14 protein-coding genes are annotated in these 12,538 nt (G+C 39.6%); all 14 read right to left on the minus strand.

Annotated features, from left to right (window positions below; translation table 11 throughout):
• Position 1: 1 nt before the first annotated feature.
• The 14 genes from ftsH to E7K77_RS08860 all read right to left on the minus strand — a co-directional run bounded on the left by ftsH (position 2) and on the right by E7K77_RS08860 (position 12,529).
• Positions 2–1,930: an ATP-dependent zinc metalloprotease FtsH gene (gene ftsH, locus E7K77_RS08795; protein WP_004695418.1), complete on the minus strand. Its 1,929-nt coding sequence runs from the start codon at positions 1,928–1,930 to the stop codon at positions 2–4.
• An 88-nt stretch (positions 1,931–2,018) separates the two neighbouring features.
• Complete coding sequence (gene hpt, locus E7K77_RS08800) at positions 2,019–2,564, minus strand: hypoxanthine phosphoribosyltransferase (RefSeq protein ID WP_004698467.1); 546 nt, start codon at positions 2,562–2,564, stop codon at positions 2,019–2,021.
• Positions 2,565–2,587: 23 nt separating this feature from the next.
• A complete protein-coding gene (gene tilS / locus E7K77_RS08805; protein ID WP_118091603.1) occupies positions 2,588–3,586 on the minus strand; it encodes a tRNA lysidine(34) synthetase TilS in 999 nt (332 codons plus the stop codon).
• Positions 3,555–4,451 (minus strand): Ppx/GppA phosphatase family protein, encoded by an 897-nt coding sequence (locus tag E7K77_RS08810; RefSeq protein WP_118091602.1) that lies wholly within the window; start codon positions 4,449–4,451, stop codon positions 3,555–3,557. The genes tilS and E7K77_RS08810 overlap by 32 nt, the downstream gene beginning before the upstream one ends.
• Positions 4,452–4,547: 96 nt before the next feature.
• Entirely contained in the window at positions 4,548–4,949 is a 402-nt protein-coding gene (locus E7K77_RS08815) for a S1 RNA-binding domain-containing protein (protein WP_004695410.1), read from the minus strand.
• A 68-nt stretch (positions 4,950–5,017) separates the two neighbouring features.
• A complete protein-coding gene (locus E7K77_RS08820; protein ID WP_195213601.1) occupies positions 5,018–5,350 on the minus strand; it encodes an FtsB family cell division protein in 333 nt (110 codons plus the stop codon).
• A gap of 177 nt (positions 5,351–5,527) precedes the next feature.
• Positions 5,528–6,475 (minus strand): L-lactate dehydrogenase, encoded by a 948-nt coding sequence (locus E7K77_RS08825; RefSeq protein ID WP_195213602.1) that lies wholly within the window; start codon positions 6,473–6,475, stop codon positions 5,528–5,530.
• Between the two features lie 94 nt (positions 6,476–6,569).
• Positions 6,570–7,385, minus strand: a complete 816-nt coding sequence (locus tag E7K77_RS08830; RefSeq protein ID WP_195213603.1) for a hypothetical protein — start codon at positions 7,383–7,385, stop codon at positions 6,570–6,572.
• Positions 7,386–7,486: 101 nt separating this feature from the next.
• Positions 7,487–7,957, minus strand: coding sequence for a 2-amino-4-hydroxy-6-hydroxymethyldihydropteridine diphosphokinase (gene folK, locus E7K77_RS08835; RefSeq protein WP_325306511.1), 471 nt, complete (start codon positions 7,955–7,957; stop codon positions 7,487–7,489).
• Positions 7,957–8,319 carry a dihydroneopterin aldolase gene (folB, locus tag E7K77_RS08840; RefSeq protein ID WP_195213605.1) on the minus strand — a complete coding sequence of 121 codons (363 nt, stop codon included), beginning with the start codon at positions 8,317–8,319 and terminating at the stop codon, positions 7,957–7,959. Before folB ends, folK begins: the two co-directional genes overlap by 1 nt.
• Positions 8,319–9,152, minus strand: a complete 834-nt coding sequence (gene folP, locus E7K77_RS08845; RefSeq protein WP_195213606.1) for a dihydropteroate synthase — start codon at positions 9,150–9,152, stop codon at positions 8,319–8,321. Before folP ends, folB begins: the two co-directional genes overlap by 1 nt.
• Complete coding sequence (gene folE / locus E7K77_RS08850) at positions 9,145–9,714, minus strand: GTP cyclohydrolase I (protein ID WP_060919845.1); 570 nt, start codon at positions 9,712–9,714, stop codon at positions 9,145–9,147. Before folE ends, folP begins: the two co-directional genes overlap by 8 nt.
• A gap of 8 nt (positions 9,715–9,722) precedes the next feature.
• Positions 9,723–11,279 carry an ABC-F family ATP-binding cassette domain-containing protein gene (locus tag E7K77_RS08855; protein WP_325306514.1) on the minus strand — a complete coding sequence of 519 codons (1,557 nt, stop codon included), beginning with the start codon at positions 11,277–11,279 and terminating at the stop codon, positions 9,723–9,725.
• A gap of 110 nt (positions 11,280–11,389) precedes the next feature.
• Positions 11,390–12,529: an amidohydrolase gene (locus tag E7K77_RS08860; protein WP_325306515.1), complete on the minus strand. Its 1,140-nt coding sequence runs from the start codon at positions 12,527–12,529 to the stop codon at positions 11,390–11,392.
• Positions 12,530–12,538 lie beyond the last annotated feature (9 nt).

A 12,538-nucleotide genomic window follows, 5' to 3' on the forward strand; every position in this document is an offset into this window, starting at 1 on the left:
ATTATTTAATTTCATTAGATGATGCTTCACTAGGATCTGCTACAGTACTAGTTATTTCTTTAGCATCAACACTCTCTGGTACTACGCTACCTTCTACTTCAGAAGCTACTTTAGGCTCCTCAGCTTCAGGTTCTTTTGTTGTACCATATTTGTAAAGATTATCTACCGCTTTCGCATCGATTGTTTCCTCTTCTAACAAAGCATTTGCCATGTCATGTAAGAATTTTTCATTATCGCTAAGAAGTTTTGTTACATCTTTATAAGCTTCTTCTACGATACGATGAATTTCAGAGTCGATTTTCGCAGCGATTTCTTCACTATAGTTGCGCTCATGGCCTAGGTTTTTTCCTAAGAAGATTTGTTCTTGTTGTTCACCAAACACGATAGGACCAAGCTCATCGCTCATCCCCCAACGCGTTACCATAGCGCGAGCAGTATTAGTTACACTTTGAAGGTCCCCAGAAGCGCCTGTACTGATTTCATCTAAAATCAAGGCTTCTGCAATTCGACCACCAAGAGCAACTCGAATATCTGCTAATAATTGAGATTTTGTTTTGTAGTTTTGTTCCTCAGTAGGAAGCATCATAGTGTAGCCACCAGCTGCACCACGAGGAATAATCGTTACTTTATGAACAGGATCTGCATGAGGCAATAGATGTGCCACGATAGCATGACCAGATTCATGGTATGCTGTCAATTTACGATCCTTATCGCTCACAATATGACTGCGGCGTTCAGGTCCCATACTAACTTTTTCACTGGCTTCTTCAACTTCAGCCATAGTAATTACTTTTTTGTTAAGACGAGCCGCCAAAAGAGCTGCTTCATTTAACAAATTGCTCAAGTCTGCACCAGTAAAGCCTGGAGTTTTCTTCGCAATTATTTTCAAGTCTACATCATCAGCCAAAGGCTTATTACGAGCATGAACTTTCAAAATTGCTTCACGGCCGCGTAGATCTGGGCGACCTACGATAACTTGACGGTCAAAACGACCTGGACGTAAAAGTGCAGGATCTAGAATATCTGGGCGGTTTGTTGCAGCGATAGTAATAATACCTTCGTTGGCACCAAAGCCATCCATTTCAACGAGCAATTGGTTTAATGTTTGTTCACGTTCATCGTGACCACCACCAAGGCCAGCACCACGTTGGCGACCAACCGCATCAATTTCGTCTATAAAGATGATACATGGGGCGTTCTTTTTCGCTTGTGTGAAAAGATCACGCACACGAGAAGCACCAACACCAACGAACATCTCTACAAAGTCAGAACCAGAAATCGTAAAGAATGGTACCCCTGCTTCACCAGCAACAGCTTTAGCGAGTAATGTTTTGCCTGTACCTGGAGGTCCTGCCAATAATACACCTTTCGGAATTTTAGCACCGATAGTTGTAAATTTGCCTGGATCCTTTAAGAACTCTACTACTTCTTCTAATTCTTGTTTTGCTTCTTCAGCGCCAGCTACATCTTTGAAGCTAACCTTTACATTGCCTTCACCCATCAATTTAGCACGGCTTTTACCAAAGTTCATCACTCGGCCACCGCCACCTTGCGTTTGTTGCATGATGAAGAAGAACAATACTACCAAAATAATAATTGGAATAGCAGAACCTAACAAGCTCATCCACCAAGCTGGTTGCTCAGGTGGAGCTGCAGTAATTTCTACACCATTATCTTGTAAAGTTTTGATTAACGTTTCATCAGTTGGCGCATAAGAATTGAATTCTGTTCCATTTTTTAGTTTACCTTTAATACCATGATCATTGGTAATCGTTACGGACTCAACCTTTTTCTGTTGTACTTGTTGAATAAATCCTGTATAACTGAGTTCAGATTTATTCGCACTTTGACCAGAGAAAGCGTCAATGGCGATAACGAAAGCGGCAATGATAAGTAAATAAAGGACGATATTTTTAGTAAATCGACCCAAAATATTACCCCTTTCAATAATAGTTTAGTGGCATAAACGAATTGAGTACATCTCGTTGAGAGATGCACTCATATATTATATCATATTTTTAATCTTGATACATTTCTTCCTTTAAAATACCTATATAAGGTAAGTGACGATATTTTTCTGCATAGTCTAAACCATAGCCGATAACAAAGTAGTCAGGGATGACAAACCCCACATAGTCTACTTCTACATCCATTTTACGGCGTTCAGGCTTATTCAACAACGCTGCAAGGCGTACACTTTTAGCTCCACGAGCATGTAAATTTTCTAGCAAGTAATGTAATGTTGTACCCGTATCTACAATATCTTCTACAACGAGTACATGCTTTCCTTCTACAGAGCGATCCAAATCTTTTAAAATTCGAACTACCCCTGTACTAGTTGTACCACTGCCATAGCTAGAGCAAGAAATAAAATCGAAGCTTACATCCACATTCTCATCGATAGAGCGAGCTAAATCTGTAAAGAAAACGATAGCACCTTTCAATACACCTACGAGAACTACGGATTCCCCTTTATAGTCAGCACTGATTTGACGGCCTAATTCAGCCACACGAGCCTTTAATTGTTCCTCTGTATATAAAATATCTTTTGCATCTTGATGCATCTATATGACCTCCGCAATTCATATTAATGTTTGCAATATACTTTTATTGTATCACATTGAGCACTTACTTTTATACTTTTTATATTGAAAGTTTTCTTTTCCCCAGTGTTAACAATGTCGAGTAATTGCTCTTGATGAGCAGTGGTAAGCTTGATTTCAGGATCAAAGATGCTCACCAGTCTTTGCCACAATCGACGTTGGATAGCCAACGGCTTCTTACGTAACCCCCTACGAGATATAAACGCGCCCTCATCAGAGATAGTTACTAACTCATCAAACGCCATATCCGTTAAATTAGAAATAAAAGAAATGTCTTCGCGTACAGAAGCCCCTAGCCTTACTATGGCATCGCTAACGATAGGATTAATGGCTTTTAACTCAGGTATAATGCGATGACGAATTCTATTTCTTTGATATCGTACATCCTCATTTGTACTATCTATACAGTAAGAAATATCTTTCTCTTTTAAATATAGAAGTAATTCTTCTTTTGTGACATCTAACAGAGGTCTTACTACTGGAACAGTATAATCATTACTAACAACGGCCATGCCTGTCAAACCATTAAGTCCAGTCCCTCTAATAAGATGTGCTAAAATTGATTCTGCTTGGTCATCTTTATGATGAGCTACTGCAATATAGTCATACCCCTCAGACTGTGCTATACCGGTTAGCCATTGATACCGAACTTGGCGGCCTATAGTTTCCTCTGATAGCTTTTGAGCTTGACTCAATTTAGGCACGTCAAAGACAGCCGTATAAAATGGCAGTCCTAGTACGTCCGCTTGATTTCGTAACCATAGGACCTCATCCTTACTTTCAGGACGAATACAATGATCTACGATAGCAACTCCAAGCTCATATACTGTATGGCGATGTGTAGCAATATCTTGCAATAAATGCAATAAAGCCATCGAATCAGGACCACCAGAACAAGCTACCAAGATACGACAATTCTCAGGAAATATATCATGTAATTTTAAAGTGTGATTAACGGTTCGAATGAGTGCTTTCACATTCACGGGCCATCGCCTCCATACCATCTTGGTCGCTCACAAATATATGAGGGACCTCATAGGAATCCATAAAGGACGTTAAAATCTCTGCCCCAGCAACAATAATGTCGGCACGCCCAGCGGGTAAACCTTTTACTTGTAGTCTCTCATCACGACTCATATACCGCAATTTCATAATAATGCCTTCCACCGTTTCACGGCTCAATTTATGACCTTGTACCTTTGTGCCATCATAATGGTCTAAACCTAAATCAATAGCAGCCAAGGTTGTTAGGGTTCCTCCAATACCGATAAATTCACCAAATTCACCTTCAATCATCATCGGATCCCAAAGAAAACGAGTTTCCTCCCACACTCGTTGAGGCCCTTCGTCAGATATAGATTGAAGGCGTACCGCTCCCACAGGATAAGAACGGCTCCAGTACACTCTATCCTTGTTACCTAATGCAAGTTCTGTACTACCTCCACCAATATCAATGGTCGTATAATGACGTCCATCCTCTAATTGATTTCCTAAAGCGCCATAAAAGCCATACATGGCCTCTTCAGCACCAGATAAAATTCGCCACTCCATAGGACAGTATGTATTAATACGTTCCATAAATGCAAGTCCATTAGACGCTTCACGAACAGCGCTCGTCGCAAAACCAAAGCAATATTCAGCACCATATTGGTTTGCTATTTTTTGTATATCTGTAAAAGCTTGATAAGATGCTTCCATGGATTCAGCTCGCAAGGTACCATCTGTATTTCGTTGACCTAAACGGGTAGTCCACAACTGCTTAGGCTCATAACGCCACTCATTATTCTCATAGGTAGCCAATAATAAACGCACCGAATTAGAGCCAATATCGATAATTGCTAACTTCATAATTGCTCCTTACATATAAATGATTTTCCCTAATACTATTATAGCGTTAATACTCTATACATAAGTAAAGAGATGGCTAGATGCCATCTCTCACTATTAATCTCGACGACCACCTCGGCCTCCGCGTTTTCCTTCGGTATTACGTTTTAAATCGTGTAATCGTTCATTGCTATCGCGCAAAAATGATTTCATCTTCGCTTCGAAAGACTCTATGCTTTGTTTCGATTGAACACGATGAGGACGTTTTTCTTCGTCCATCCCCTCTTTAGGTTGTGTTTGACGAATGGAAAGTCCTATTTTATTCCCATCAATAGATAAAACCTTAACCTTTACTGGATCCTCAACCTTTAAAAGGGTATTAATATCTTCGATATATCCATGAGCTACTTCAGAAATATGAACTAACCCTGTTTGCTTTTCTCCTAAATCAACAAATACGCCGAATTTTGTAATACCTGATACGGTACCATCAATAATGTTACCAACTTCGATTGCCATGCAACCTCCTAATTAATGCGGAAACCTTAAACTACAAACTGATGCAAAGAAAAATAATAGAATACACTCTATTTTACATATGGTACTTCACCAGGCTTTACCAATCCTAACTCCTCACGAGCAACCCCTTCTATGGTCTTTGGATCTTGTAACCTAGCCTTTTCCTGTTCTAACTCTTCATTTCGCTGCTGTAACTCTTGCAATTGTTGCTCTATATGTTGTTTTTCTTGATATACAGCCACCAAGCGATAAGCCTGCCCTAACAGTAACAGCACCATAATCCCTATGCCAATTCGCTTGATCCACATGAGGATAATACGCTGATCCTGCGCTTTGCGATTAGGACGAACGCGTTTGCGTGGGCTTTTTGGGCGTTGTACATCCATAGTGTCCTGAGTCATAATGTCCCCCAAATATTCATCATCTGTATACTGTCATTTTTAGATTATACCACACAACAGAGCTTAGGACTAAAGAAAATTACAGATATTTCTCATTAAGAACAATAATATAAATCCGTATAAATTTAAAACTTCATACGCAATTGTAGTTTTCTATACACAAAAGTAAACATCCACTTACATAGACTCAGCCTTTGCAACATGTTCACGAATGACAGCACAAGATGCTTTAAATAAGGCTAGCTCTTCCTTGGTTAGTTGCAGTTCAAAAACATCTTCGATACCATCTTTACCAATAACAGCAGGAGTAGATGCAAATATTCCTTCTTCTCCATATTGTCCATTTAAATAACAGGAGCAAGGCAATACCTTCTTTTCATCATGGAATACGGCGCGAATCAATTCTGTGGTAGCACTCGCAATACCAAACTCCGTAGAGCCTTTACCAGCTAGTACATGATAGCCACCAATTTTAACATCATCTAGTACTTTTGTATGGTCAAGTTTAGGGAATCTATGAGGTAGCTCTCGATATAATTCTAAAAGTGGTTTACCTTGTACACAGACATGGGACCACGGCACCATGGCACTACCTCCATGTTCACCTAAACAGTAGGCCGTAATAGAGCGATTACTAATAGTAAAGATATGAGCTAATTCTTTTTGCAATCTAGCTGAATCTAGAGCGGTTCCCGTTGAAATAATACGCTTAGGATTCCACTCAAGATGTTTACATAAATAGGTAGCTACCACATCAGCAGGATTAGAAATTGAAATGATGAAACCTTGAAAAGAAGACTGCTTAATACGTGGAATAACGTCTTTTAGTACAGCCACGGTTTCACCAAGGCTCTCAAGGCGATCCTGATACAAATTCGGCAAAGGCCCCGCACTAAAAACGAGGATATCACAATCTCCACATTCTTCAATAGGACCTGATGTAGCAGTTACTTGGTGTGGAATATAGCTAACGGCATCATTAATATCCATAGCTTGTGCTTGAGCTTTTTTTTCGTCAATATCCATCAAATATAATTCATCAACCTCACCTTGCAAGGCTAAAGAAAATGCCACATGAGAACCTACATGGCCAGTGCCAATAATACCTACCTTACGTAACTTCATAATAGCCTCCATACCTTAGTATAAAACGATAGCATATCCTCAAATGCCAATTACTTAAATCACGTATATCCGTCTATGATTTATCTTAATAGAATTATAACTCATTTAAATTCATCTCATCCAAATTGAGTGGGAACAAATCTTTTCCTTCCATCGCTTGAGGAGATTTTTCTAAATATTGTTTACGCATGGACCATAAAATATCCAAATCTGTAGGATTCAATTTAGATAGAGCATATATCATAGTAAAACCAGGCCCATAATGTCCACGCAAACTATCAGGTACACCCTTAGAGCCTTCACCACTAATGCGGTTATTAAAGAACCCTTGGATACGACGATTATCTAAATCTATAATAATAAAACCTGACCCATCATACACATATAATGTATGATTAACACGTTTTAATGCACGTACTGTATTCGTAATAAAATACTGGTCCTTCAAATCAATGAGGGACGACTCATAACCAGAATGGTAAAAGTCACCATAATAATAGGCCCCGCCATCAGTAGACTCCAACAAGCCTTTAAATTCTTTTTGCTCTTCAGCACTGAAATCGGATAAAGATTTTAGCTTTGTTATATTCCGTAAACCTCGTTGGTAATCATCCGATTTAGTTGGCTCTATATGTTGCCCCCTAAAGATTATTGGCATTAAACGAAGTGCATTATCAGATAAATTATAAATCCCTAGTCCTTCATAACCTAAGAAATACACTTGTGATCCACTAGTCTTCATAGCTAATATTCGTTTTGAAATAATGGCATCACTAGAATTAACCAGTGTATGCGCTTCTGGATCAATACGTACTGTTTTACTATCATAATTTGCTCCTACAGCAAGCCAGTAAGATATCCCCATTATAATAAGTGCCAGTACAAATAATCCAATACGTTTTATATTCATCTACGCTCTCCATGACTTTCCAATCATAAAACGTAAAAGCATGCGTACAATATGTATCGTGTTTACAGTGTATCTAACATTAGATTATATACGATTCTAGCTTATGCACCCAATTGAACTAATCGATCAGCAATCTTAGTCCCTTTATATGTGAATGTTGGTAATAGCTGAGATAGCGGTTCTAGTACAAAATTACGATTCCAAAAATGAGGATGCGGTATCACAAGACTCTCATCACACAAAGAAATCATCTTCCCCTCTATATCGTACACTAAAATAATATCCAAATCTAATGTGCGAGGGCCCCAATGAATCAATCGTTTTCGTCCAGCCTCCTGCTCTAATTGCTGAATAAGGCTGAGCATTTGATGTGGCTTTAGCGTGCTTTCACAAGACCATACGCCATTAATAAAGGTATCTTGTTCTGTATATCCCCACGGCTTAGTTTCAATCAGAGAAGAAGTAACTAGCTTGAAAATTGCCTCATGTTGTAGTAAGGATTGAAAAGCAGAACTGATATAACCTCTCTTATCCCCCATATTCGAGCCTACACTGATGTAATAGGTATACATCAAATTTGTCCTCTTGTGGTGATCACCTCAACATAATCTAAAATACCTGAAATTGGTACAGATGGTTTACGCACCGTTACAGATAAACCTACGATGCCTTGATAATGTTGGTACAAGGCATCGGCGATAAGCGCCCCTAATCGCTCTAACAGATTGTGCTTCTCACCAATCATAATGGATTCTACAGTTTCATATACCTCTACATAATTGATGGAGTCCTCTAACTGATCACTTTGACCAGCCTTTGTAAGATCGGTTATTATTTCTACATCTACAAAAAATCGTTGCCCTTGTTCTTGCTCAGATGCCAAATTTCCGTGGTATCCGTAGAATGCCATATTTTTTAAAACAATTCTATCCATTATTCACCTCGTAACAAGCCGTCTGCTACAGCTAAGGCGCGTTTGTGCATTTTTACATTGTGAACACGCACCATATCAACGCCTTGGAATACACCTGTAATACAAGCAGCTACCGTACCTTCATCGCGATCTTCTGGAGGCAATCCGCCTAACATAGATCCGATGAAACGCTTGCGGCTTGGAGCGAGCAAAACAGGGTATTCATAAGCAGTTAACTCACCCAAGCGTTGCATAACTTCAATATTTTGTTCTTCAGTTTTACCAAAACCAATACCTGGGTCAAGCCAGATTTGTTGTAGCGTTACACCCTCTTTCAACGCCTTATCGATAGCATAGAAGAAGAATGCTTTCATATCTTCAATGATATCACCATAATTTGTATCATTACTATTATGCATGATGATAACAGGTACCTTATATTTAGCCACCACCGCGGCCATATCAGGATCATAATGTAAGCCCCATATATCATTTAGAATATGTGCCCCTTTTGAGAAAGCATATTCTGCGGTTTTAGCATGATATGTATCGATAGACACAGGAACAGTAGAGGCCTTTAAGACAGGTTCTATCAAAAGAGATAAGCGATCTATCTCTTCGTCCGTAGTCAAAGGTGTAGAACCTGGTCGTGTAGACTCAACGCCTAAATCGATAATATCTGCACCATCTTCAATCATTTGTTTCACATGAGCAGTAGCTGTTTCTGGTGTATTGAATTGCCCCCCATCAGAGAAGGAGTCAGGTGTACCATTCAATATACCCATGATAAGGGTACGATCACACAAAGATAAGCTTTTGCCATCATTCCATGTATAATTTCTACGTTTAAACATTTACCTGTCCTCCGCCTAACATTGCCAACGCTTCATCCCTTACTGTACCTGTTTCAGCTAATACGCCTCGGCTTTCTAAAGTAATTACCTTTGAATCTTGCTGCATAGTTCCTTTAATAAGCATACACAACTGAGTCGATGTAATGCGTACAAAAACGCCATGAGCAGATAAATCATTCATTATCGCATCTGCTAATTCAGATGCTAACCGCTCTTGTAATTGCGGTCTGCGACTGAGTATATTAACAACATCTTGAAACTTACTGAGCCCTGCCACACATCCATCCTTGGGTTGATACACAATGTCTACAGTCCCAAAAAATGGCAATAAGTGGTGCTCACACATAGAATAAAAGGGAATACCTGTAACGGCTATAAGTCCCTTGTAATCAGTGCTAAACGTTTCACCCCATACCGATTTTGTTTCGACTCCTACGCCACTAAATAATTCACTATATAATTCTGTTACACGACTTGGTGTCTTTTCTAACTCTGGTGCCTCTGTATCAACAGATAAAGCCTCTAAGAATTGCTTTATCCCGTCATTTGCACGTTGATTCATCGGTCCTCCTAAACAATCTTTGTCGTCCAATCTTCAATATTCCAAATATCCGTAACCCAATCTTGATAGAATTCAGGCTCGTGACTTACCAATATAATTGTACCTTTAAAATCACGTAGTGCACGGCTCAGCTCTTCTTTTGCACATATGTCTAAATGGTTAGTCGGTTCGTCTAGGACCAACACATTGTACTTATTCTGCATGAGCTTGCATAGACGAACCTTCGCATTCTCACCACCTGAAAGTACGCGCATTTGAGACGTAATATGTTCATTTATAAGGCCACAACGAGCTAATGCTGCACGCACCTCTGCATTTGTCATCGCCGGATATTCATTCCAAATATAATCTAACGCTGTTTCGGAATTAGATGGCGTATCCTCTTGGGCAAAATAGCCAACTTGTAAGAATTCACCTTTTACCAACTCACCACTAACAGGCTTTAATAGACCTAAAATAGTCTTCAACAACGTTGTTTTACCTAAACCATTGACACCGCGAATAGCAATTTTTTTGTTTCTTTCAATTTGAAAGTCTACTGGTCTTGTTAATGGTTCATCATAACCTAATTGCAATCCAAAAGCCTCTACAATAAAGCGACTTGGCGTACGTCCTTCTTTAAAGCCAAAAGTGGGCTTGATATACTCTTTTGGCTTTTCTAGAATTTCCATCTTTTCTAAGCGCTTTGCTCGAGAATTTGCCATACCACGTGTTGCAACGCGCGCTTTATTGCGCTGAATAAAGTCTTCCATACGCTCAATCTCTTGCTGTTGACGTTCATACGCCTTAGCTGCTTGCGCTTTTTTCACCTCGTAAGCAGCTTGGAACTGATGATAATCACCAGTATAACGCGTAAGCACCGCTTGTTCAATATGGTAAATAACATTGACTACGGAGTTTAAAAACTCCATATCATGAGAAATCAAGATAAAGGCATTTTCATAATTTTGCAAATAGTTTTGCAACCACTGAATATGCTCCACATCAAGATAGTTTGTCGGTTCGTCTAAGAGCAAAATAGTCGGTTTCTCTAGTAATAGTTTTGTGAGCAAAACCTTGGTACGTTGACCACCGCTGAGCTCTGTTACATCTCTATCTAAGCCGATATCCATAAGTCCCAATCCGGCAGCGGTACGCTCAATAACCGCATCAATTTCATAGAACCCACGTTGCTCAAGAATTTCTTGCCATTCCCCTACCTGTTCAAGTAGCTTATTCATTTCATCTTCGGATACATCACCCATACGATTATACGCATCGTTAATGTTTTGCTCCATGACGAACAAATCATCAAAAGCACGTTGTAATACATCACGGATGGTCATACCTTTTTCAAGAACAGCATGTTGATCCAAATACCCGACAGTTACCTGATTGGACCATTCAATTTTCCCCTCATCAGGTGGCAATTTACCTGTAATGATATTAAGAAACGTAGATTTACCTTCACCATTTGCACCAATGAGGCCTACATGTTCACCTTTTAGCAAACGGAATGATGCATCATCTAAAATTTGTCGCGCTCCAAAACCATGAGTTACATTTGAAACGGTTAAAACACTCATATCTATCTCCACCGGAATAAAAGCCGTCTTGTTGAAGACGGCTTATTTCATACTTACTTAAATATTATATCTATTGTACCTTTTTGACCTCTATATGTCAAAAATTGAACTTACTTACACATCGCATAACGCAAGGCTACAACAGCCATAATCTTAGCTCCTTTAATAGCTTGGTCTAACCCATAGTCAGATCCAGCAGCACAAGTAAATTCTGGCGTATGCGCTTCTAAACCTAATCCAATCTGCAAGGTAGGCTGTGCTGTTGGTACTTCGTAAGACACATTACCTACATCAGTGCTACCATCCGCCTCATCATCAGGCAATATTCGTGGGCTTTCACCAAATTCAGTCATCACATCTTTAAAGAGATTTAATAACTGTTTATCTTGACGCATATCCTTAAAGAGTGGCTCATAGTGATGCATCTCAACTTGAGCTCCATAGGATGAACCGATTTCTTGGGCTGCCTCTTTAATAGCCGGCAAAATAATACCTTCTAAATCATCCACTGTACTACCACGAACAGTCATACGAATCGTAGCCTTTGGTGTAACCACATTTGGTGCCGTACCTGCCTCTGTAAAGATGGCACCTACAATAGCACCTTTAGGAAAGGTCTTTTTTAAATCTTTTACCCTTTGATATAAGTCTACCGCACAATCTAAGGCATTGATTCCTGAATCTGTTAAGGATGCAATATGACAAGAACGTCCATGGAACGTAACCTCTAGAGGATGTGTCGCCAAGGATGTACCGCCCACCTCATTTTCTCCACCTGGATGAATGATAAGTGCTGCCTCATAGCCTTTAAAAAGACCAGCCTCTGCCATATATACCTTACCACCGATAGTTTCCTCTGCAGGGCAACCAAAGAAAGTCGTTCCCCAATCCTGTGGCGCACTTTGACTGAAAGCAACAGCAGCACCTAAGCTCATCATGGCAATAAGATTATGACCACAACCATGACCGAGCTCAGGTAAGGCATCATATTCTCCTAAGAATGCGATTTTATATTTAGCATTACCTCTATAGTCGGCTCTCAACGCGGTTTGTAACTCACGCATGTCGGCGAGACCTACTTGAGATATAAAATTCTGTTTTTCTAAGAATTGGTGAATTGCCTTTACTGCTTTATGCTCATTCAAGCCCAATTCTGGATTATCGTGTAAATATAAGGAAATAGCACGTAATTCCGGTGCCATATTATCTATGATGGCACAGGCACGAGCCTCTCGTTCTTGTAGTGTCATAACTCCCCT

Source organism: Veillonella parvula, assembly GCF_032577575.1.
In the GTDB taxonomy this organism is placed as follows: domain Bacteria; phylum Bacillota; class Negativicutes; order Veillonellales; family Veillonellaceae; genus Veillonella.